Source organism: Streptomyces sp. CGMCC 4.7035 (assembly GCF_031583065.1).
GTDB classification, from domain to species: domain Bacteria; phylum Actinomycetota; class Actinomycetes; order Streptomycetales; family Streptomycetaceae; genus Streptomyces; species Streptomyces yaanensis.
In genome coordinates, this window is sequence record NZ_CP134053.1 from 1,668,087 (window position 1) to 1,690,554 (window position 22,468).

At 69.5% G+C, this 22,468-nt stretch carries 18 protein-coding genes; 13 read left to right on the top strand and 5 right to left on the bottom strand.

Going from position 1 to position 22,468, the window contains the following annotated elements; translation table 11 throughout:
* Positions 1-137 precede the first annotated feature (137 nt).
* From Q2K21_RS07005 to Q2K21_RS07015, 3 genes are read left to right on the top strand one after another with little or no spacing between them, the layout of a single operon-like run.
* Positions 138-890: a hypothetical protein gene (locus Q2K21_RS07005; RefSeq protein ID WP_310767090.1), complete on the top strand. Its 753-nt coding sequence runs from the start codon at positions 138-140 to the stop codon at positions 888-890.
* Positions 887-1,567 carry a DUF4166 domain-containing protein gene (locus Q2K21_RS07010; protein ID WP_310767092.1) on the top strand — a complete coding sequence of 227 codons (681 nt, stop codon included), beginning with the start codon at positions 887-889 and terminating at the stop codon, positions 1,565-1,567. The genes Q2K21_RS07005 and Q2K21_RS07010 overlap by 4 nt, the downstream gene beginning before the upstream one ends.
* Positions 1,564-2,196: a TetR/AcrR family transcriptional regulator gene (locus Q2K21_RS07015; protein ID WP_310767095.1), complete on the top strand. Its 633-nt coding sequence runs from the start codon at positions 1,564-1,566 to the stop codon at positions 2,194-2,196. The genes Q2K21_RS07010 and Q2K21_RS07015 overlap by 4 nt, the downstream gene beginning before the upstream one ends.
* A 61-nt stretch (positions 2,197-2,257) precedes the next feature.
* Here the strand turns inward: Q2K21_RS07015 and Q2K21_RS07020 are convergent, their stop codons facing one another.
* Positions 2,258-2,686, bottom strand: a complete 429-nt coding sequence (locus Q2K21_RS07020) for an SRPBCC family protein (protein WP_310767098.1) — start codon at positions 2,684-2,686, stop codon at positions 2,258-2,260.
* A gap of 125 nt (positions 2,687-2,811) precedes the next feature.
* On the opposite strand from Q2K21_RS07020, the gene Q2K21_RS07025 reads away from it, so the two are divergent.
* The 3 genes from Q2K21_RS07025 to Q2K21_RS07035 all read left to right on the top strand — a co-directional run bounded on the left by Q2K21_RS07025 (position 2,812) and on the right by Q2K21_RS07035 (position 5,625).
* Positions 2,812-3,321, top strand: coding sequence for a MarR family winged helix-turn-helix transcriptional regulator (locus Q2K21_RS07025; RefSeq protein WP_310767101.1), 510 nt, complete (start codon positions 2,812-2,814; stop codon positions 3,319-3,321).
* A 66-nt stretch (positions 3,322-3,387) separates the two neighbouring features.
* Positions 3,388-3,726: a DUF3817 domain-containing protein gene (locus Q2K21_RS07030; protein ID WP_310767104.1), complete on the top strand. Its 339-nt coding sequence runs from the start codon at positions 3,388-3,390 to the stop codon at positions 3,724-3,726.
* Between the two features lie 198 nt (positions 3,727-3,924).
* The gene (locus tag Q2K21_RS07035; protein ID WP_310767107.1) at positions 3,925-5,625 is read left to right on the top strand and encodes an acyl-CoA mutase large subunit family protein; all 1,701 of its coding nucleotides are present in this window, start codon (positions 3,925-3,927) and stop codon (positions 5,623-5,625) included.
* Positions 5,626-5,775: 150 nt separating this feature from the next.
* Here the strand turns inward: Q2K21_RS07035 and Q2K21_RS07040 are convergent, their stop codons facing one another.
* The gene (locus tag Q2K21_RS07040) at positions 5,776-6,405 is read right to left on the bottom strand and encodes a TetR/AcrR family transcriptional regulator (protein WP_310767110.1); all 630 of its coding nucleotides are present in this window, start codon (positions 6,403-6,405) and stop codon (positions 5,776-5,778) included.
* A gap of 269 nt (positions 6,406-6,674) precedes the next feature.
* Between Q2K21_RS07040 and Q2K21_RS07045 the strand changes: the two genes are divergently transcribed.
* The 7 genes from Q2K21_RS07045 to Q2K21_RS07075 all read left to right on the top strand — a co-directional run bounded on the left by Q2K21_RS07045 (position 6,675) and on the right by Q2K21_RS07075 (position 17,219).
* Positions 6,675-7,649, top strand: a complete 975-nt coding sequence (locus Q2K21_RS07045) for a tetratricopeptide repeat protein (RefSeq protein WP_310767113.1) — start codon at positions 6,675-6,677, stop codon at positions 7,647-7,649.
* 622 nt (positions 7,650-8,271) lie between these two features.
* On the top strand, positions 8,272-8,913 hold the full coding sequence (locus Q2K21_RS07050) for a DUF6230 family protein (RefSeq protein ID WP_310767115.1): 642 nt from the start codon (positions 8,272-8,274) through the stop codon (positions 8,911-8,913).
* Positions 8,914-9,103: 190 nt separating this feature from the next.
* Positions 9,104-9,688 (top strand): DUF6114 domain-containing protein, encoded by a 585-nt coding sequence (locus Q2K21_RS07055; RefSeq protein ID WP_310767118.1) that lies wholly within the window; start codon positions 9,104-9,106, stop codon positions 9,686-9,688.
* Positions 9,678-10,991: a hypothetical protein gene (locus Q2K21_RS07060; RefSeq protein WP_310767121.1), complete on the top strand. Its 1,314-nt coding sequence runs from the start codon at positions 9,678-9,680 to the stop codon at positions 10,989-10,991. The genes Q2K21_RS07055 and Q2K21_RS07060 overlap by 11 nt, the downstream gene beginning before the upstream one ends.
* Positions 10,992-11,246: 255 nt before the next feature.
* Positions 11,247-12,182, top strand: a complete 936-nt coding sequence (locus tag Q2K21_RS07065) for an FG-GAP repeat domain-containing protein (protein ID WP_310767124.1) — start codon at positions 11,247-11,249, stop codon at positions 12,180-12,182.
* Positions 12,183-12,354: 172 nt separating this feature from the next.
* A complete protein-coding gene (locus tag Q2K21_RS07070) occupies positions 12,355-16,671 on the top strand; it encodes a Hint domain-containing protein (RefSeq protein ID WP_310767127.1) in 4,317 nt (1,438 codons plus the stop codon).
* Entirely contained in the window at positions 16,671-17,219 is a 549-nt protein-coding gene (locus tag Q2K21_RS07075) for a hypothetical protein (RefSeq protein ID WP_310767130.1), read from the top strand. The genes Q2K21_RS07070 and Q2K21_RS07075 overlap by 1 nt, the downstream gene beginning before the upstream one ends.
* A 90-nt stretch (positions 17,220-17,309) precedes the next feature.
* Here the strand turns inward: Q2K21_RS07075 and pyk are convergent, their stop codons facing one another.
* From pyk to pta, 3 genes are all read right to left on the bottom strand, one after another.
* The gene (gene pyk / locus Q2K21_RS07080) at positions 17,310-18,737 is read right to left on the bottom strand and encodes a pyruvate kinase (RefSeq protein WP_310767133.1); all 1,428 of its coding nucleotides are present in this window, start codon (positions 18,735-18,737) and stop codon (positions 17,310-17,312) included.
* A 115-nt stretch (positions 18,738-18,852) separates the two neighbouring features.
* On the bottom strand, positions 18,853-20,061 hold the full coding sequence (locus Q2K21_RS07085; RefSeq protein ID WP_310767136.1) for an acetate kinase: 1,209 nt from the start codon (positions 20,059-20,061) through the stop codon (positions 18,853-18,855).
* A complete protein-coding gene (gene pta, locus Q2K21_RS07090) occupies positions 20,058-22,148 on the bottom strand; it encodes a phosphate acetyltransferase (protein ID WP_310767139.1) in 2,091 nt (696 codons plus the stop codon). The genes Q2K21_RS07085 and pta overlap by 4 nt, the downstream gene beginning before the upstream one ends.
* Between the last annotated feature and the right edge of the window lie 320 nt (positions 22,149-22,468).

The following is a 22,468-nucleotide window of genomic DNA, read 5'->3' on the forward strand; positions in this document are numbered from 1 at the left end:
TGAGGGCCGGGGTTTTGCCGTTCACGGGCAATTCCCGGGGGTCCCGAGGCTTTGAGCGATCGCTCAAACCTGTTGTACTGTCAGGCCACTTGATTGAGCAGTCGCTCAAACAGGGCCGTTGACATGGGGGATTCGCAATGGGGCTCTACGTAGAGGCGCACATACGCGGCGACCTCGACGAACTGTGGGAACGGACCCAGGACCCCGAGCGGCACCGGCGCTGGGACCTCCGTTTCAGCGAGATCGAATACCTCCCGCGCGCGCAGGGCGAACCGCAGCGCTTCCGGTACGCCACGCGGGTCCTGCCGTTCCTGACGGTGTCCGGGACCGGGGTGTCGGCGGGCGAGAAGACGCGGCCGGACGGGACGCGCACCTCCGCGCTGCGGTTCTCCTCGCCGCACCCGCTGTCGCTGATCGCCGAGGGGAGCGGCTACTGGCGGTATGTGCCCGACGGTGACGGCGTCCGCTTCCTCACCGGGTACGACTACCGGCCGCGGTGGGGCCGCGTGGGCGCGCTCGCGGACCGTGTGGTCTTCCGCCCGCTGATGGGCTGGGCGACCGCCTGGTCCTTCGACCGGCTGCGGCTGTGGCTGGAGAAGGGGATCACACCGGAGCGGGCGCTCGTGAACTGGTGCGCGGAACTGGCCGTCCGCGCCCTGATCGTCGCGACCGCCTGCACCGGCCTCGGCCTGGACTCCTTCCTGCGCCTCTTCGGCCCGTTCGCGGCGGCGATGGCCTATCTGTGCCCGCTGCTCCTGGCCGTGGCCATCTCCCTGGCCCTGTTCAAGACCCCCCTTTCCTGCACCCCGGCCGCCCGCCGCTGTCTGCGCACCCCGCCCACGCGCGTACCCGCCCCCCGTCTCCTGTGCACCCTGGAGTGGCCGTCATGACCTCGATCTTCCGTACGGTGATGGGCGCGGACTTCGAGCGGCTGCACCCGCAGTTACGGCGCCGCTTCTCGGTGGGACTGGCGAGCGGTGAGGCATGCACGGGGCGCGGGGTGATGGACCGTGTCTGGCACGGCAGGGGATTCGTCAAGCCGTTCCTGGCGCTCGGCGGCACGCGCCACATCCTCGTCCCGCGGCAGGGGCGGAACGTCCCCTTCGTCATCGAGAACGTGCCGTACACGGACACGTTCGGCCGGGAGACGGTGACGTTCGTACGCACCTTCGACCTCCCCGGCCGTGCCCGCCGTTTCGACGCGCAGATGGTGCTGAGCCCGAAGGGCGACCGCATCCTGGACTACCTGGGCACGCATCAGCACCTGGCGACCGATCTGCACTTCCGGGCGGAGCCGGACGGGTCCCTGCTGATCCGTTCCGGCGAACACCGGTTCCGCGAGGGACCGGTGGACGTGCGGGTGCCCGAACTGATCGGAGGTCAGGCCGAGGTGAGGGAGTCGTTCGACGAGTCGACGGGGCGCTTCCGGATTCGGGTACGGGTGGTGAACCGGTACGTCGGCCCGCTGTTCGGCTACGAGGGATCGTTCACGGCGTCGTACACGGATGTCCGCGTACGCGGGGTGCGTGCAGGCCTTCGCCCCGTCCGGGAGGAGGCACGGGCGTGAGTGCGGCGACGAAGGAGAAGCTGCTGAAGGGGGCGCTGCGGACGCTCACCGAGCAGGGGATCGCCAAGACATCGGCCCGTACGATCGCGGCGAGCGCCGGGGTCAACCAGGCGCTGGTCTTCTACCACTTCGGCTCGGTGGACGAGCTGCTCGCGGCGGCGTGCCGGTACGGGACGGAGCAGCGGGTGGCGCGGTACCGGGACCGGCTCGACGGGATCCGCTCGCTCGGTGAACTCCTCGCGTTCGGGCGCGAGATGCACGCGGAGGAGAAGGCGGCGGGGCATGTGGCCGTCCTCGGCCAGCTGCTGGCGGGCGCGCAGACGCACCCCCGCCTCGCACCGGCGACGGCGGCCGGGCTCGACCTGTGGATCGTGGAGATCGAGCGGGTACTGGAGCGGGTGCTGGCGTCGACGCCGCTGGGGGAGTTCACGGATCCGGCCGGTCTCGCTCGCGCGGTGTCGGCGTCCTTCGTGGGAATCGAACTGTACGAGGGCGTGGACCCGGAGGGAGCGTCGGCCGCGCTGGGCGCGCTGGAGCGGCTGGGGGCCCTGGTGGCGGCGCTCGACGACCTGGGGCCGGTGGCACAGCGGGCTGTACGGCACGCGCTGCGCCGGGCGCCGCGCGCTTAGGGGTTACGCCCCCTCGGCCCCAGCGGCCTCATGGCAGGCACCGGTCTCCGATTTCAGCCGTTCAGCGCTCCCGTTCCAGGTAGTCCTTGAAATGTTCGAGGTCGCTGCGGACGACCCGTTCGATCGCGTTGGCCTGGGCGAATCCCTTCGGCCCGCCGAACGTCTCCCTGACGGTGTCGGGGTCGTACTCGAGCCGCGCCTGGACCCGGGTGTGGGTCCGGTCGATCGGCTTCAGCGAGAAGGTTCCCGCCAGCAGTGGGGCACCCGTGGTGTGCCACTCCATCACGCGTTCCTTGCGGTCGGAGACCTCGGCCTCCAGTTCCCGGGTCCGGCCGCCGGCCTCGACGTCCAGATGCGCCCGGCCGTTCGGCTCCGTACGGGCGTCGCGCACTCCTTCCACGAAGCTCGGGAAGTTCTCCACACGGTGCAGCCGGTCCCAGGCCCTGTCGATCGGGACCCCGACGTCGACGTGTTCTTCGAGGGTGCTCATGGCTCACCTCCACGCTCGGCTCATGCTTCATGGCCTTCTGCTTCCAGTGTGCGCCCCGGGCCGGAGGTCGACCGAAAGGCGAGACGGGGCTGACCACCATGTGACCGGCCGGTAAGGTCGATGGCGTGCCGAAGCCCCTCAGCCTCTCCTTCGATCCCATCGCCCGCGCCGACGAGCACTGGAAGCAGCGGTGGGGAAGCGTGCCGTCCATGTCCGCGATCACCTCGATCATGCGGGCGCAGCAGATCCTGCTCGCCGAGGTCGACGCGGTCGTGAAACCGTACGGACTGACCTTCGCGCGGTACGAGGCGCTGGTGCTGCTGACCTTCTCCAAGGCGGGCGAGCTGCCGATGTCCAAGATCGGTGAACGGCTCATGGTGCACCCCACGTCCGTCACCAACACGGTCGACCGGCTGGTCAGGTCGGGTCTCGTCGCCAAGCGGCCCAACCCCAACGACGGCCGCGGCACCCTTGCCTCCATCACCGAAAAGGGCCGCGAGGTGTGCGACGCGGCCACCCGTGACCTGATGGCGATGGACTTCGGGCTCGGCGTGTACGACGCGGAGGAGTGCGCCGAGATCTTCGCGATGCTGCGCCCGCTGCGCGTCGCCGCGGGGGACTTCGACCAGGAGTAGGAACCGGGCCGTACGGCCCCGGGGGTGCCGGAAGATCGCCCGAAACCGGCGGTTACGCTCGTACCCATGAAAAAGAGCGTGCTGACCCGCTACCGCGTCATGGCCTACGTCACCGGTGTGCTGCTGGTCCTGCTGTGCCTCAGCATGATCGCCAAGTACGGCCTCGACGTGGACGGCGCCGCCGACTTCACCCGTGTCGTGGCCATCGCGCACGGCTGGCTCTATGTGATCTACCTCGTCTTCGCCTTCGACCTGGGCGCCAAGGCGAAGTGGCCGGTCGGCAAGCAGCTGTGGGTACTGCTGGCGGGGACGATCCCGACGGCCGCCTTCTTCGTGGAGCGCAAGGTCAGCCAGGAGCTGGAGACCAGGCTCGGGGACGAGGCGCCCGCGGTCGCCAAGGTCTGACCGTCGCCAAGGCCTGACAGTCGCCAAGGCCTGACGGACACCGAGGTCTGACAGTCACCAAGGCCTGAAGGACACCGCCGCACGAGATACGCGTGCGGCGGTTTGTCGTGACCGGTCACTGGGGCGCCCTATTAAATGTGACTCACTCCGGCCCGCTCCGGTCGACATTTACTTGGACGTCCTAGTAAATTCGAGGGTATGGACGCTGACGCCATCGAGGAGGGCCGCCGACGCTGGCAGGCCCGCTACGACGCCTCGCGCAAGCGCGAGGCGGATTTCACGACGCTCTCCGGCGACCCCGTGGAGCCCGTGTACGGACCGCGGCCCGGAGACGCCTACGAGGGCTTCGAGCGGATCGGCTGGCCGGGGGAGTACCCCTTCACGCGCGGCCTGTATCCGACCGGCTACCGGGGGCGGACGTGGACCATCCGGCAGTTCGCCGGCTTCGGCAACGCCGAGCAGACGAACGAGCGCTACAAGATGATCCTGTCCAACGGCGGCGGCGGCCTGTCCGTCGCCTTCGACATGCCGACCCTCATGGGCCGCGACTCCGACGATCCTCGCTCACTGGGTGAGGTCGGGCACTGCGGCGTGGCCATCGACTCGGCGGCGGACATGGAGGTCCTGTTCAAGGACATCCCGCTGGGTGACGTGACGACCTCGATGACGATCAGCGGTCCGGCGGTCCCCGTCTTCTGCATGTACCTGGTCGCCGCCGAGCGCCAGGGCGTGGACCCGTCCGTGCTCAACGGCACGCTCCAGACGGACATCTTCAAGGAGTACATCGCGCAGAAGGAGTGGCTCTTCCAGCCCGAGCCGCACCTGCGTCTGATCGGCGACCTGATGGAGTACTGCGCGGGCGGCATCCCCGCGTACAAACCGCTGTCCGTCTCCGGCTACCACATCCGGGAGGCGGGCGCGACGGCCGCGCAGGAGCTGGCGTACACGCTGGCGGACGGGTTCGGGTACGTGGAGCTGGGGCTGAGCCGCGGCCTCGACGTGGATGTGTTCGCCCCCGGCCTGTCCTTCTTCTTCGACGCGCATGTCGATTTCTTCGAGGAGATCGCCAAGTTCCGGGCGGCGCGCCGCATCTGGGCGCGGTGGATGCGGGACGTGTACGGGGCGAAGAGCGAGAAGGCGCAGTGGCTGCGCTTCCACACGCAGACCGCTGGTGTCTCGCTGACCGCGCAGCAGCCGTACAACAACGTGGTGCGTACGGCGGTGGAGGCGCTGGCGGCGGTGCTGGGCGGCACGAACTCGCTGCACACGAACGCGCTGGACGAGACGCTGGCACTGCCGAGCGAGCAGGCGGCGGAGATCGCGCTGCGCACGCAGCAGGTGCTCATGGAGGAGACCGGCGTCGCCAACGTCGCCGATCCGCTGGGCGGTTCGTGGTACGTCGAGCAGCTGACGGACCGTATCGAGGCCGACGCGGAGAAGATCTTCGAGCAGATCAAGGAGCGGGGGCTGCGGGCGCACCCGGACGGGCAGCACCCGATCGGGCCGATCACCTCAGGGATCCTGCGGGGGATCGAGGACGGCTGGTTCACGGGCGAGATCGCGGAGTCCGCGTTCCGCTACCAGCAGTCCCTGGAGAAGGGTGACAAGAAGGTGGTGGGCGTGAACGTCCACACCGGGTCCGTCACCGGTGATCTGGAGATCCTGAGGGTCAGCCATGAGGTGGAGCGGGAGCAGGTACGGGTGCTCGCGGGCCGGAAGTCGGCGCGGGACGAAGTGGCCGTGCGGACCGCGCTCGACGGGATGCTGGCGGCCGCGCGCGACGGTTCCAACATGATCGAGCCGATGCTGGACGCCGTACGGGCGGAGGCGACGCTCGGGGAGATCTGCGGGGTGCTGCGGGACGAGTGGGGGGTGTACACGGAGCCGGCCGGGTTCTAGGTGCGGGTCGGTGAGGGCGGGCGGGTTGTTCGCGCCCGCCGCCCCTACTCTTCCCGTCCCTGGGGGGGCTCTGCCGCTCCGCCCCCAGACCCCTCGGCCTGAACGGCCTCGTCCTCAAGCGCCGGACGGGCTGGGGGGTGGCCCTCGTCCTCAATCGCCGTACGCGCCCGGTGACGTCAGCCCGACCAACAGGACCCGGGTGAAGCCCCGTACCCACTCCTCGTCCGCCGGGCGTGCGCTGACCAGGGTGCGGTGGACCACCGCGCCCGCCACCATGTCGAAGATCAGGTCGGCGGTGCGGGTCGCCGTCTCCGGGTCCGACTCGGGAGGGAGTTCGCCGCGCGCCGTCGCGCGGGCGCGGCCCTCCAGGACCAGGCGCTTCTGGCGGTCGACGATGGAGGCGCGGATGCGTTCGCGCAGCGCGTCGTCCCGCGTGGACTCCGCCACGACCGCCATCAGGCCGCTCTTGGCCTCCGGGCGACCCAGGATCGCCGCGAACTGCAGCACCACGCCCTCGATGTCCGCGGCCAGGCTGCCCCGGTCGGGCAGTTCCAGTTCGTCGAAGAGGGCCGCCACCGCGTCCACCACGAGTTCGTTCTTGCCCGCCCAGCGGCGGTAGAGGGTCGTCTTCGCGACCCCTGCCCGCGTCGCCACGTCCCCCAGCGTGAGCTTCGACCAGCCCAGCTCGACCAGCGCCTCCCGCGTCGCCGCCAGGATCGCGGCGTCCGCGGCGGCGCTCCGCGGGCGCCCCGTACGGGCGGCGGGCGTGCTGCTCTGCATGTCAGCGACCATATCCGGCGATGTCGGCGGCCAGGTCCGTGCTTCCCGCGAAGCGGTCATGTCTGTGCTTCCCGTGAAGTGGCCATGTCTGTGCTTCCTGTGAATCCGTGCTTCCTGTGAAGTGGTGAGGGAGATCACCGGCGGACGGGGCACGGCGCCCCTCGCGGGCAGTTACGCTACGACCCGTAGCGAAAGCGTCGGCCCGCACCTTGGGGAACGGCTGTCACCACGCTTTTCACAGCGGCGCAGGAAAGGGGGAGGATGTACTCATGCAGCCACGGAACATGTCCATGAGCGGAGTCGTCGACCTCGCCGCAGTGAAGGCCGCCCAGGAGGCCAAGGCGAAGGCGGAGCAGGCGCGCGCCGAAACGGCCCGGCAGGGCGGGGGAGGGGCGGTCTCCCCCGCCGACCTCGTCATCGACGTCGACGAGGCGGGGTTCGAGCTCGACGTACTGCAGCGGTCCACCGAGGTGCCCGTCGTCATCGACTTCTGGGCCGAGTGGTGCCAGCCCTGCAAGCAGCTGAGCCCGGTCCTGGAGCGCCTGGCCGTCGAGTACGACGGCCGGTTCGTGCTCGCCAAGATCGACGTCGACGCCAACCAGATGCTGATGCAGCAGTTCGGCATCCAGGGGATCCCGGCCGTCTTCGCCGTCGTCGCCGGCCAGGCGCTGCCCCTCTTCCAGGGTGCCGCCCCCGAGGAGCAGATCCGCGCGACCCTCGACCAGCTCGTCCAGGTCGCCGAGCAGCGCTTCGGGCTGACCGGTCTGACCGTCGACCCCGACGCCGAGCCGGGCGGCGCCCAGGCGACCCCCCAGGTACCGGCAGGCCCCTATGACGCCTTGCTCGAAGCCGCCGTACAGGCCCTGGACGCGGGCGACTTGGGTGGCGCGGTCCAGGCGTACAAGAACGTGCTGAGCGACGACCCGGGCAACACGGAGGCCAAGCTGGGCCTCGCCCAGGCCGAGTTGCTGCAGCGGGTGCGGGACCTGGACCCGCAGCAGGTGCGCAAGGAAGCCGCCGAGAAGCCCGGTGACGTACCGGCACAGATCGCCGCGGCGGACCTGGATCTGGTGGGTGGACATGTGGAGGACGCGTTCGGGCGGCTCATCGACACCGTGAGGCGCACGGCGGGGGACGACCGGGACGCCGCGCGGCTGCGGCTGCTGGAACTCTTCGAGGTGGTCGGTGCCGACGACCCGCGCGTGACCGCGGCGCGCAGGGCGCTCGCTCGGGCTCTGTTCTGACCAGTTGCTAAACACTCGGGCTTGTGATGCCCGGGTGAAAGATTTGCCGACAGGGGTACATCGCGGCCGCGCTTTACCAAATCTTGGTAATCGCGGCCGCTGTTACTGGGAGTAAGACGGGCCCCTTGCTCTGTCAGGTTCTGTCCGCACTTCAACCGTTTCGCCATCTCCCTTTATGCCACGAAGAGTTGCCGATCGATACCGGCGGGTCGTTGTTCGGTTATCCGGCCGTTACTAGCGAGTAACGAACCCCCTTGCGGGGGCGGCGAGAATGCACCACGATCGGCCACGCTCGGTCCATCGCCGTACCCGACAGCCAGCCGGGGCAACGGATTTTTCGTGGGTCCCCACCGAGCAGGAGCCGGCGGCAGTGGCGCCGGGTCCTGGACAGGGGGGTCTCCGCTGCGGCGGAGCCTGTCCGGCAGGTTGTGCGTGATGCGTGTCAGGCGCGACCAGTGGTTGTCGCTCGGGGGTGATCGCCGGTGATTCGGGCGCGGTTGGCGCCTTCGAGCGCGGGCGCTCTCCTTCCCGAGGACGTAGCACTTCTCCCATCCCTGCCCGGCTGAGCCGCCGAACGGTAGCGAGCTGGGGCCAGGAGATGTACGTCCGAGAAGGAGGAAATATGGAGTCCCAGGTGCGTGGCGGGACCAGATGGAAGCGGTTCGCTGTGGTCATGGTGCCCAGCGTTGCCGCGGCCGCAGCGATCGGTGTCGGGCTCGCGCAGGGTGCGCTGGCCGCGTCGTTCAGCGTTTCCGGCCAGGAGTTCAAGGTGTCGGCCGGGCATCTGCACGGTGACGGCTTCGCCCAGTACGGCGGTATCGACACCGGCTACACGTCGACCGACGGGAAGACCAAGACGGTCCGTCCGGTCGCGATCTCGTCGTTCGAGAACGCGACCATCACGAAGATGTGCCAGTCGGTCAAGACGGAGATCCCCCTCATAGGGAAGACGATCTACCTCCGTCTCGACGCGGGGCCGGACGACAATCACAAGGTCGAGGCCACGAACCTCTACATCGATGTCGCCCAGCTCGACGCCGACGCGCAGTTCAACAACATCGACATCGGCGTCGCGGTCCAGGACAAGACCAGGGGCCCTGCGGTCAAGGACAAGACCGTGCTGCCGGGCGGCTTCGCCCAGCAGGCGGAGTCGGCCGACCTCTACGGCGTCGAGCAGACGGCGTGGGCGACCACGGCCGGCACCTTCAAGCTCAATGGCCTGAAGATGCGTCTTGGTACGGACCCCAAGATGGAGTGCTACTGACGGCTTCCGTCACAGGGGTGTCCTGGGGTGACTGAGGTCCCCCACGGGGGCGGGGAAGTAGTCGCTTCTCCGCCCCACGGGCCCGGCTGGACCGTGCGTCGGGCACATTCACAGACTCACACATTCCGGCTTCTCCACACCTACGGCCGAGCCGGTACGTACTTCCACCGGACCCAGGGAGCTGTTTTCCATGAGTGCCGAGACTCCGGTCCAGAGCGCCGGGAACTTCACCCGGTTGCGTCTGCGATTCCGTGACTGGCGGGGCAGCCGGCCGTTCTGGGCAGGTGTGTTCACCCTGCTCGGCGGGGTGCCGATCGCCTACTTCCCTTATGCCACCCTGAAGCTGGGCACCATGTCGATCGCCATGGCGACCACCGCGGGTGCTGGCTCCCTCATCATCGGTGTCCTCCTATTTACGCTGGGCCTGACCATGTGGTTCCAGCAGGCGACGCGCATCTTCGCCGGTGTCGCGGCGATCATCCTCGGTCTCGTGTCCCTGGTGGTCTCCAACATCGGCGGCTTCATCATCGGCTTCCTGCTCTCGCTGATCGGCGGCGCGCTCGCCGTTTCCTGGGTGCCGGTTAAGCCGAAGGCCGAGGGGGCCGGAGGGCAGCAAGCCGGATGGGGTCCTGCGGGGGACGGCGTCGCGGAAACCGCTCCTGAGGGCGCCATCGGTCAGCCGGGCCTGCCGAATGCTCCGTATGAGCCGGCCGACGGTGGTGCGGGGCACGGCGTCCCGGCCGAAGACGCCAACGGAGGGCACCGTGTCGGCTGACGAGGCCCGCGACAAGAGCTCCGCGGCCCCGGCACAGGCCAAAACGGGCCCGCGCCACGCGGCCCCCAGGAAGCCGCTGTTCACCAGGTTCCACGTGCCGGCCGGCAAAGCGATGGCCCTGGCGGCGATGCCGACGGCGGTCCTCATGGGGATGGGGTTCACGCCGACGCTGGCCCGTGCCGACGACCACTCGCCCGCGAAGAGCTTGACGGTCGACGAGTACCAGAAGTGCGTGGAGGCGGTGGACGGCTCCCAGGATTCCAAGGACGCCTCGACCACGCCGTCGCCGACCGCCTCGGCGAGCGCGTCGAAGTCCGCCGATACGGCAGAGCCGACGCCCTCGGCCTCCGCCAACAGCGGGTCGGACAAGACCTCTTCGTCGGATTCAGGTTCCGACGACAAGGCCACGCCCAAGCCGTCCGCGTCCTCGTCCTCCGCGAGTTCCTCGGACACGTCGTCGGGCAGCGGTACGTCCCCGGCGAGCCCGTCCGCCTCCGCGAGCGGCAGCAACGTGCTGGAGGACATCGGCAACGCGATCAAGGACATCTTCACGCCCGGCGACAGCTCGTCGGCGAGCGCGTCCACCACGCCGTCCCCCTCGGCCTCCGCGTCTGCGACGCAGGAGACCAAGGACACGAAGGACACGTCCGACACCGTCAAGGACACGACCAAGAAGGTCACCGATACGGTCAAGGACGCCGTGAAGGACACGACGGACACGGCAACGAAGGCGGCCTCCAGGGCCACCGAGGCGGCGAGTGACGCCGTGAAGTCGGCGGAGTCCGCCACCGCGAGCCCGTCCGCGAGCGCCACCACCTCCGCGGAGGACTGCCCCGCGGCGACCGACGACGAGAGCGGCGTCGAGAAGATCGTGGCCCTGCCCGACGCCCCCTGGCGCCTGGAAGCCAGTTCGCTGACGCTCAAGGGCGCCGACTACCAGGGCATCGTCAAGGTGCGCACCGCGAACGGCACCATCAAGAAGGTCCTGAAGTACGTCATCTCGGACGGCACCGACATCGGCGACCTGCATCAGCTCGTCGATGGCCCGAACGGCGTGACGTACCACGTCCAGGCCGCCAGGGGCTCGCACTCGACCATCACCGGCGGCAAGACGGTGATGTACACGGAGAGCATCTCCGGCAACCTGCTCGGACTGATCCCGCTCACGTTCACCCCGGACAACCCGCCACCGCTGAACATCCCGCTGATCTACTTCACGAACGTGAAGGTCACCCAGGCCGGCCAGTTCGGCGGCACGCTGACGATCCCCGGCATGCGCCAGTACACCACCGGCACGAGCTGAGCAGCTCTCAAGACCCGTCCGGGAGCCGCACAAAGGCTGTGGCCCGGTCCCTCATTTACTAAGGGGGCCGGGCCGCAGCATTTTTGAAAAGCGTTTACAAGTTTCACAACTCTCTCATAAAGTGACCGTTGCCGTGAGCATGACCAGCTGCGGCTCGGGGGTGGCACTGGGGCATCACGGTCGACGCGTGAGGCGTCGACGTGTGCGTGTGCGACGCCCCCGTCGACCACACCACTGAGGGGGACTTCGCACTCCATGTTCACTCTCGTCAGTCGCTCGGTGCGCCAGGCAGCGGCGGTCGCGGCCGTACTCGCCGCGAGCGCCGTACTGGCGGTGACGGCGACGAAGGCCGCACCGATCTCGTCGTCTGCACCGGACCCCGCCCAGGCGGGCCACGCCGATAAGGCACCACTGATCCAGCAGGCAGCCGGGGAGGGCAGCGGGCTGTTCCCGCTCATCACCCGGGACAAGAACGGCCGTCTCTTCGACTACGAACCCAAGGGCACCGGCGGATTCGCCGCCAGGTTCGACCTGGGCGGCGGCTACGCCGACGCGACCGCACTCACCCAGGCCAACATCTCCGCCAACCTCACCGGCACCGACCTCTACGCCGTCATCGACGGCATGCTCTACTACACGGCCGAGCGCGGCAACGACACCAAGGTGCTCGGCGGAGGCTGGGACGCCTACAACCTGCTCGTGTCGGTGGACAACATGGGTGGCACCGCGCATCCCGACCTGCTCGCCCGGGACAAGGACGGCGCGCTCTGGCTCTACCAGGGCAAGGCCGACGGGACCCTTGCCGCCAGGGTCCGCGCCGGCACGGGCGGCTGGAACGGCATGGACGAGCTCACCGGCCGCGGCGACTACACCGGCGACGGCAAGGCCGACCTCGTCGCGCGTTCCACCACCGGAACGCTCTACCTCTACCCGGGTACCGGCAACGCCACCGCCGACGCGGTGGTCGGCACCCGTGTCACGGTCGCCGCGCCCAGCGGCACCGCGTGGAAGGACTACACCGCGCTCGTCTCGGTCGGCGACAACGACGGCGATGGCAAGTCGGACCTGATCGGCGTGGACAGCGCGGGCGCGCTGTGGCTGTTCAAGGGCACCGGAAAGTCTTCGGCCCCGTTTGCCGCCCGCACGCAGATCGGCACCGGCGGCTGGACCGCGTACAACCTGCTCTTCTGAGCGGTTCCCGCCCTTCCGGCTCCCTTTCTCTTCTCAGCAGAACGGCTGACATTTCCGCATGCGTACACACGCACGTCCGGCCACACACAGAGGCCGGACCGTATTCGGATCCCCAGGCAGATGGTCCCGGTTCCTGGCTTCCACGGCCCTGGCCACCGCCACCGCGATCGCGGTGACTGGCGGTCAACTCCCACGCCTGGCCCCCGACAAGACCGACACGACCGCGTCCGCCACGGCCGCCGACGACCCCGGCGCCCCTTTCGACCTCAAGAACGCTGAACGCGTCCGCAAGGAGCAGTGCCTCCTCAGCGGCGTCCTGCGCAAGGGCGGCCCGGCGATGAAGGAGGTCGCCCGGGCCGGTCTCATCGGTACGGAGGAGCAACTGCACACGGCTGCCAATCCGGAGTACTGGAACGGCACACCGCTCCACGCGGCCTTCGAGAAGGACCGGGCCGCGGCCGACGTCAAGATGGACGAGCTCTGGGGCCGCGCGTATGTGTGGCAGGAGTCTCTTCATGTTGAGCAGCCTCCGCCCGGTTACTCGTACTCCGGCTTCCAATGGGTGGAGAGCGACGCCAACCCGTTCCGCACCATCAACCTGAGCAGCTGGGTCGCTGACCAGTTCTGGAAGGACGAGTCCGACTTCTACGTCGATCCGCACCCGACGGCGAGCAAGGAGTCCGTCGACGCGGCCACGGCGATCTACAACGCCCGCTACTCGGAAGCCACCAAGGAGAACTACGAGGACCGTAAGGCGTGGGAATGGGAGATGCAGTTCATGCATCCCATGTACGCCGACGACGCGCGCCTCTTCCTCCAGTACGGCGGCTTCCCCACCAGTGCACCCGACCCGGATTCGATGGAGTTCCGGCTCGACGTAGAAAACCTCAAGGCGCGGTTCGCGTCCTGCGCGTTCACCAACGCGATTGACCCGCACGGTGTGCTGACCCCGGAACTGGCCGTGGCACACACCGAATGGCAGGACGAACTGGCGGGGCAGAAGACCCAGCGGGACACCATCATCCGGGCCGAGTCGCAGGCCAATTCCGATCTTTCGACGGCATCTCAGGCGCTCGGCGAGGCGCTCGCCCAGTCACTGATAGCAACCCGGCTGACCGACTGGCAGGCGTACTGGACCAAGCAGACGGCGGCCGACCACCCCAACGACTACCCCGAGGCGACCGAGTTCACCCAGGTCCAGAAGTGGATCAGGGACGCCCGGGGCCGGGCGGCCGGCCGCCTCTTCGTTGCTTCCCGGGCAGCGCTGGACGCCAAGACCCAGGCGGACAAGGTCACCAAGGCCCAGAATGAGGCGTACGCCATCGCCGACCAGGCCGGTCTGCCGCGCGGCCGGGGGCTGCTCTACGGGCAGCAGGCCGCGCAGGTCACCAAGGCGTCCGCGGCCGCCGCGCAGGCGGCGGCGAAGGCCGTTGAGACCGCCTTCAACGCGACCCGCGCCTCAGCCGCCGACAGCAAGACGCTGAACGATCTGGCCAACACCCAGGCACACGCCACGAAGGCCGAGTTCCGGCGCAAGGCCGCTCAGGAGGCCGAGGCCCAGGCGAAGGCCGCCGCCGAGGGCGCCGCCGCGCAGGCCCAGGAGGCTGCGAAGCACGCGGCCGAGGCAAAGGCCGCCGAGAACAAGGCGGAGGCTGCCGAGAAGACCGCCAAGGACGCGGCCGCCGACGCCAAGGCAAAGCGCCAGAAGGCCGAGGCCGAGCGCGACTACGCCAAGTCGCAGAAGGAACTGGCCGAGGCGGAGCGCAACAAGGCCCAGGACGCCGAGACGCGCGCGCAGTCCCAGCGGCAGGTTGCGGCCGACAAGCTGTCCGACGCGCAGGCCGCCGGTAAGACGGCGGCCGAGAAGAAGGACGGCGCGCTGGCGGCCGAGCGCAGGGCGACGAGGGCGCGTGACGGCGCGCTGGCCGCCGAGGAGCGCAGGGACAGCCTCGTCGCGAAAGCCGACGCAGCGGAGGCGCTGCTCGCCGCTGTGGACGGCACGGCGGACGCCATCGAGGCCCGTCAGGCCGCGACCAAGGCGCGGGCGGCAGCCGACGATGCCACCACCGCGGCTACCGCGGCACGCAAGGCGGCGGACGAGGCCACCGAGGCGGCTACCGAGGCACGCGCGGCCGCGACCCGCGCCGAAGGGGCGGCGAAGCGCGCCCAGGCGGCGGCGGACGCCGCGAAGCGTGACGTTGCCATCACCGAGGCCGCGGTGAAGAAGGCCCACGCGGCCGCCGCCGACGCCATCGCTGCGGCCCAGGCGGCCAAATGGAACGCGATTGCCGCGAAGGCGGAGGCGGAGACCGCTCAAAAGGCGGCTGCCAAGGCCCGGGGCGACGCCACAGTCGCCCGCTCCGAGGCTGCACTCGCCGGCGCCGATTCGATCCGCGCCGCGGGCCACGCCTACGCCACCGCGCAGGCCGCCTCAGCGGCCCGTGACTCGGCGGCCCAGGTGGTCAAGCCGGCCAACGACGCCATCGAACTCGGGTCCCCGTACGCGGAGACCGACTCCTCGGCGGGCCTCGCCGTGCTGACGGGCCAGGCTTCGAAGACGGCCGCGCAGCAGCAGGTAGCGGTCGCCAAGGCGAAGGCGGAGCAGGCTGCGAAGGCCGCAGCCGAGGCCAAGGCACTGGCTGCCAAGGCGGACGCCGATGCCAAGGCGGCAGCCGAGGCCGCGGCCAACGCGGCCGACTATGCGGCAAGCGCCACCAAGTCCGCGGCCGAGGCCCAGGCATCGTCCGAAGCGGCGGACGCCTCCGCCAAGGCGGCGAAGAAGGCCGAGGCCAACACCGTCGAGTACAACCGGCAGGCCACCGAGGACGCCGACGCGGCCCAGAAGGCGGCCACCTCGGCCGACGACTACGCCACGCAGGCCGACTCCGCCGCCACGGACGCCGAGCGGGACGCGGCGAGCGCCCGGGGTGCGGCCGACGCGGCGGAGGCCGACGCGTCCACCGCGCGCGGCGTCGCCGACCAGGCCGAGAAGGACGCGGCCACGGCCGAGGCCGCCGCGGCCAACTCCCGCAACCTCGCGGTGGAGGCCACCCAGGCCTCCATCCGTACGGAGCAGGTGGACTTCGAGGACCGTCAGGAGCAGCAGCGCACCGCCGACGGCAGCGGCACCGGTAAGGACGGTGTCGTGATGAAGCCCAGCGGTGACACGCGGGTCGACATCGACCCGCTGAGCGACTGCGTGGGCAGCCACTCCGGGAGCGAGATCGGCTGCGAGATCGACCTCAAGTTCCATGTGTACGGCGAGATGGACTTCTACCTTGAGTCCTGCCCGCTGCCCGGTGTCGACCGCTCCAAGTGCGGCAAGGCCATCCAGCGCGACTACCTGACGAGCTCGCCGCTGGACGTCACCTTCCGCGAGGACAACGTCCACGTCGACGGTGTGGCCCTTACCGCGTCTGTCCTGAAGGCCGTCGCCGCCGGTGCGGTCGCCGACATTGTGGGCTGCTCGAAGCTCAAGATCAGCAGCTGCCTGTGGCTGGCCGGCAGCATCATCCTGCCGGGACTGCTGGTCAAGGCTGCCGAGGCCGCGCTCGCGATCCGCACGGCCATCCGCGGGGGCAGCGGGATCGGCGCCGCCATTTGGGGCCTGCGCGGCTCCGGCCTGACCGCGTCGGCGGCGGCGAACCTGGAACGTCTCGGTCGGCAGGCCTTGAACGCCATGTGCTTCCCGGCCGGGACCAGGATCGCCACCGATCACGGCACCAAGCCGATCGAGGACATCAGGCCCGGTGACAAGGTCTGGGCCGAGGACCCGGAGACGGGCGAGCGGCGCCTGCGCGAGGTGGCTGGGGTGATGCAGCGCACCACCGACTCCCTGGTCTCCGTCGACACGGGCGGAGAGACGGTCCGGGCTACCCCCGAGCACCCGTTCTGGGTGCAGGGCAAGGGCTGGACGGCTGCCCAGGCGTTGCGGTCGGGGGACCGACTGCGGACGCTGGACGACAGGGGCGCGCGCGTCGAGTCGGTGCGGACGACTTCCGTACGGGCGCGGGTGTTCAACTTCGAGGTCGAGGGCGATCACACCTACTTCGTCGGCGGGACGAAGGTGCTGGTGCACAACACCTGCCGGATCTTCCCGAACCGGATGTCCACCACACTTGCCGAGGAACTCTCGTTGGCCGAGCGGCTTGGCATCCGCCCCGCCAAGCCAGGGTCCGCCGACTGGGAGAGATACATCGACTTCGATGGCGAACCGGTCAAGTGGGCCGTGCTGGAGGACGGACAATTGGTCATCATGCCCAAGATGGTCAACGGCAAGGAGCTCTCCCACCCCGTGCTGAGCGGTGGCGGTCCGGTCCGGGCTGCCGGTGAGGCGGAGATTGCGGGTGGTAACGGCCAGTACTTCGGCCTGCGCATCGATAGCCACAGCGGTCACTACTTCGTCACGGACGATCCCTTCTGGGCGCCCGGCGGCGGAGCGGAACAGGTCGGGAAAGAGGCCTTCGCGGCGGCCGGGGTGATGTTCTAGTGAGTGGTCTTTTCGACGACTTGGACCGGCTGGATCTCCAGGGCCATGTGCGCCGATGGTCGGAGGTGGACGCGACGAAGGCCGAAGGCTCGGTGAGCCTGTGGATGGCCGCAGCCCAGCAGTTCGCCGTCCGGCTCCAGAGGGACCCGGCCCGGGTGTCCGACGAGCAGTGGCAGGCGGTCGGGCAGGGGTGGCCGGCACTGCTGGCCGCTGCCGAGCGCGCGACCGGCCCCCAGTGCAACGAATGGCTGCTTCGCGACCTGTGGCTCAGGGCTTCGCTGCTGAAAGCGGTGGGCCCGCGCGCGGACGTGCCGCTGCTCGATCCGGGGCCTGTGCTCGAACGAGCCCTGGACGCCATGCCGATGAGCCCGGAGGAGGCCGCCGCGCTCGCGCCGCGGTGGCGTGAGCTGGAGCGTTCGCAGATGCTGTCGCTTCGGATGATCCGACGGCTGCTCGCGCCCGTCCGCGCTCTGGCTCCGCTCCTCGGGGACCACCCGCGGTGGAGCGAGTACGAGACGTGGGAGCGTCTGGCCGGCGACCTCCCGTAATAAGCCGGCTCATCCTCCGATACACCGAAGGCGCCCCCTGCCGTACCCGGCAGGGGGCGCCCTCAGTGTCGTACGACCGTCGCTAAGGCGTCAGTTGCGCCCCTCGCCCAAGTGGTGCACCCGCACCATGTTCGTGGTGCCCGGGACGCCGGGCGGGGAGCCGGCCGTCATGACCACGATGTCGCCCTCGTTGAACCGCTTGAGCTTGACGAGCTCGTGGTCGACCAGGTCGACCATCTCGTCGGTGCTGTTCACGAACGGCACGACGTGCGACTCCACGCCCCAGCTCAGCGTCAGCTGGTTGCGGGTGGCCTCGTCCGTGGTGAACGCCAGGATCGGCTGGATCGCGCGGTAGCGGGACAGCCGGCGGGCGGTGTCACCGGACTTGGTGAAGGCCACCAGTCCCTTGCCGCCGAGGAAGTCCGCGATCTCGCAGGCCGCGCGGGCGACGGAGCCGCCCTGGGTGCGGGGCTTCTTGCCGGGGACCAGCGGCTGCAGGCCCTTGGAGCACAGCTCCTCCTCGGCCGCGATGACGATCTTCGACATCGTCTTGACCGTCTCGATCGGGTACGCGCCCACGCTCGACTCGGCCGACAGCATGACCGCGTCGGCGCCGTCCAGGATCGCGTTGGCCACGTCGGAGGCCTCGGCGCGCGTCGGACGGGAGTTGGTGATCATCGACTCCATCATCTGGGTCGCCACGATCACCGGCTTGGCGTTGCGGCGGCACAGCTCGATGAGCCGCTTCTGCACCATCGGGACCTTCTCGAGGGGGTACTCGACGGCCAGGTCGCCGCGGGCGACCATCACGCCGTCGAACGCCATCACGACGTCCTCCATGTTCGCCACCGCCTGCGGCTTCTCCACCTTGGCGATGACCGGGACGCGACGGCCCACCTCGTCCATGACGCGGTGGACGTCCTTGACGTCGTTGGCGTCGCGGACGAAGGAGAGCGCGACCATGTCGCAGCCCATGCGCAGTGCGAACCGCAGGTCCTCGATGTCCTTCTCGGACAGCGCCGGGACGTTCACCGCCGCGCCGGGCAGGTTGATGCCCTTGTGGTCGGAGATGACGCCGCCCTCGATGACGATCGTCTTCACCCGCGGGCCCTCGACCTCCAGGACCTTCAGCTCGACGTTGCCGTCGTTGATCAGGATCTGGTCGCCGTGGGAGACGTCGCCCGGCAGGCCCTTGTACGTCGTACCGCAGATCGACTTGTCGCCCGGCACGTCCTCGGTGGTGATGGTGAACTCGTCACCACGCACCAGCTCGACCGGGCCCTCCGCGAAGGTCTCCAGGCGGATCTTCGGGCCCTGAAGGTCGGCGAGGACACCGATGGCCTTGCCGGTCTCGGCGGACGCGGCCCGGACGCGGTCGTACCGCCCCTGGTGCTCTGCGTGGGTGCCATGGCTGAAATTGAAGCGGGCCACGTTCATGCCGGCCTCGATCAGCGTGACGAGCATTTCGTGGGAGTCGACCGCGGGGCCGAGAGTACAGACGATTTTCGAACGGCGCATGGGGCGATCCTATCGGTTTGTTTCGCTACGGAATATTCCGTCTGGCGGAAGATACAAATGGGCGGCTATGCGCTCAGGAGAGAGCCATTGGAATGGATAAACCGGTCGAATTCCTTCAGTTGCCCCTTCCGACCAGTGCGTAGGTCTGTGTGGCGATCTCCAGTTCCTCGTCCGTCGGCACCACGGCGACCGCCACCCGCGCGGACGCGGGCGAGATCAGCCGCGGCTCGTCGCCGCGTACGGCGTTCAGGTCGCCGTCGACCGCCAGGCCCAGCTCCTCCAGGCCCGCGACGGCGGCCTCCCGCACCGGGGCCGCGTTCTCGCCCACCCCGGCCGTGAACGCGATCGCGTCCACCCGTCCGAGTACCGCGTAATAGGCGCCGATGTACTTCTTCAGTCGATGGATGTAGATGTCGAAGGCGAGCCGCGCCTCCTCGTCGCCCTCGTCGATCCGCCGGCGGATCTCCCGCATGTCGTTGTCGCCGCACAGACCGAACAGACCGCTCCTCTTGTTGAGAAGAGTGTCGATCTCATCCATGGACATTCCGCCAACACGCTGCAAATGGAAGATGACGGCGGGATCCAGGTCGCCGGAGCGCGTCCCCATCACGAGCCCCTCCAGGGGGGTGAGCCCCATGGAGGTGTCCACGCACCTGCCGCCCCGGACCGCCGACGCGGAAGCGCCGTTGCCGAGGTGCAGCACGATCACGTTCACCTCTTCCGGCGCCTTGCCCAGCAGCTTCGCGGTCGCCCGGGACACGTACGCGTGCGAGGTCCCGTGGAACCCGTACCGCCGGACCCGGTGCCGGTCCGCGATCTTCACGTCGATCGCGTAGCGCGCCGCGGACTCCGGCATCGTCGTGTGGAACGCCGTGTCGAAGACGGCGACCTGCGGCAGGTCGGGGCGCAGCGCCATGGCCGTGCGGATGCCGGTGAGGTTGGCCGGGTTGTGCAGCGGCGCGACGGGGATGAGCCGCTCGATCTCGGTGAGCACGGCGTCGTCGATGACAGTGGGCTCGGTGAAGAACATGCCGCCGTGCACCACACGGTGGCCGATGGCGGCCAGCTCGGGCGAGTCGAGTCCCAGCCCGTCCTTGGCCAGCTCCTCGGCGACCGCCTTGAGCGCGGCCTGGTGGTCGGCGATCGGGCCGTTCTGCTCACGGGTGTCGCCCGTGGCGAGCGCCGTGTGCCTGAGCCGGGACGTCTGCTCGCCGATGCGCTCGACCAGGCCCATGGCCAGCCGGCTGCTGTCACGCATGTCCAGCAGCTGGTACTTCACCGACGAGGAGCCGGAGTTCAGGACGAGGACGCGGGTCTGGCTCACTGGGCGGCTGCCTTCTCGATCGGGTTCTGGGCCTGGATCGCCGTGATGGCGACCGTGTTGACGATGTCCTGGACGAGGGCGCCCCGGGACAGGTCGTTGACGGGCTTGCGCAGGCCCTGGAGGACCGGGCCGACCGCGATCGCGCCGGCCGAGCGCTGCACGGCCTTGTAGGTGTTGTTGCCGGTGTTGAGGTCCGGGAAGATCAGCACGGACGCCTGCCCGGCGACCTCCGAGCCCGGTAGCTTGGTCGCCGCGACGCTGGGCTCGACGGCGGCGTCGTACTGGATCGGACCCTCGATCCTCAGATCGCCGTCGCGCAGCCGCACCAGCTCGGTGGCCTCGCGCACCTTGTCCACGTCGGCGCCCGAGCCGGACGTTCCGGTGGAGTACGACAGCATCGCGATCCGCGGCTGAACGCCGAACTGCTCGGCGGTGGCGGCCGACTGGATGGCGATGTCGGCGAGCTGCTCGGCGTTCGGGTCGGGGTTGACGGCGCAGTCGCCGTAGACGAGCACCTTGTCGGCGAGGCACATGAAGAAGACCGAGCTGACGATCTTCGCGTCCGCCTTGGTCTTGATGATCTCGAAGGCGGGCCGGATGGTGGCCGCCGTGGAGTGCACGGACCCGGAGACCATGCCGTCGGCGAGGCCCTCCTGGACCATGAGGGTACCGAAGTAGTTCACGTCGGCGACGATGTCGTACGCCAGCTCGACCGTGACGCCCTTGTGGGCGCGCAGCTGGGCGTACTTCTCGGCGAAGCGGTCGCGCAGCTCGGAGGTGGCCGGGTCGATCAGCTGGCAGTCGCCGAGGTCGATGCCGAGGTCGGCGGCCTTCTTGCGGATCTGCTCGACGGGCCCCAGCAGGGTCAGGTCGCACACACCCCGGCGCAGCAGCACCTCGGCGGCATGCAGCACGCGCTCCTCGGTGCCCTCGGGAAGCACGACCCGGCGCTTGTCGGTGCGGGCCTGCTCCAGCAGCTTGTGCTCGAACATCATCGGGGTGACCCGGTCGCTGCTCGGGGCGGACACCTGCTTGAGCAGCTCGGCGGTGTCCACGTGCCGCTCGAAGAGCCCGAGCGCCCGCTCCGCCTTGCGCGGGGTGGCCGCGTTCAGCTTCCCCTCCAGGGAGAAGAGCCGGGCGGCGGTGGGGAAGCTGTTGCCGGACACCGAGATCACCGGGGTGCCCGGGGCGAGGCGGGCGGCGAGGGTGAGGATCTCTTCGCCGGGCACCTCGTCGATGGTGAGCAGCACGCCGGCGATGGGCGGGGTGCCGGCGCTGTGCGCGGCGAGCGAGCCGATGACGAGATCGGCGCGGTCGCCCGGCGTCACGACCAGACAGCCCGGGGTCAGGGCGCCCAGGAGGTTGGGCAGCATGGCGCCGCCGAAGACGAAGTCGAGGGCGTCCCGCGCGAGGCCCGAGTCGTCGCCGAGGAGGACCTTGGCGCCGAGGGCGTGGGTGATCTGGGCGACCGTAGGGGCCGAGAGGGCGGGCTCGTCGGGAAGGACGTAGCAGGGCACGGGAAGCCGCGAGTCGAGCCGCTCGGCTATCTCGTCCCGGTCCTCGCGGGCGACCCGGTTGGTGACCATGGCGAGGACGTCGCAGCCCAGGCCGTCGTAGGCGCGGTAGGCGTTGCGGGTCTCGGCGAGCACGGACTCGGCCGTCTGCTTGCGGCCGCCCACGACGGGGATGACCGACGCCCCGAACTCGTTGGCGAGCCGGGCGTTGAGGGACAGCTCGTCCGGGAACTGGGTGTCCGCGAAGTCGGTGCCGAGGACGAGGACGACGTCGTAGTCGCGGGCCACGACGTGGAACCGGTCGACGAGCGTCGACACCAGCTCGTCCGTCCCCCGCTCGGCCTGGAGCGCGGACGCCTCCGGGTAGTCCATGCCGTACACGGTCGCCGGGTCCTGGGGGAGCCGGTAGCGGGTGCGCAGCAGCTCGAAGAGACGGTCCGGCCGGTCGTGGACGAGGGGGCGGAAGACGCCCACCCGGTCGACCTGGCGGGTCAGGAGTTCCATGACTCCCAGCTCGACGACCTGGCGGCCGTCGCCGCGGTCGATCCCGGTCACGTACACGCTGCGCGTCACGCGTGCTCTCCCTTTCGTCTCTCGATGGGCGGGCCGGTACCTCGATGGGCGGGCCGGTACGGTGCTCGGGCAGCCCGTGGGTCGCTGCGCGCCCCTGTTCTTCCTTGATCGGCGACTCGGGCACCATCGACCGACTCCGGGTGTGTTTGTGCAGGTCCGCGACCTCGAAAATCCTCCGCGAGGGTGAGCAGAACCCCCTTGACAATACCTCTGCGGCTGGATAAGGCGCCCGTCAGGGCCAGGGGAAGAGAAAGGGCGGACCGGGGCGTGGGGTACGGGCGCGGCACCCGCCTATGAGGCGTGAAACAATCGGATTGGCT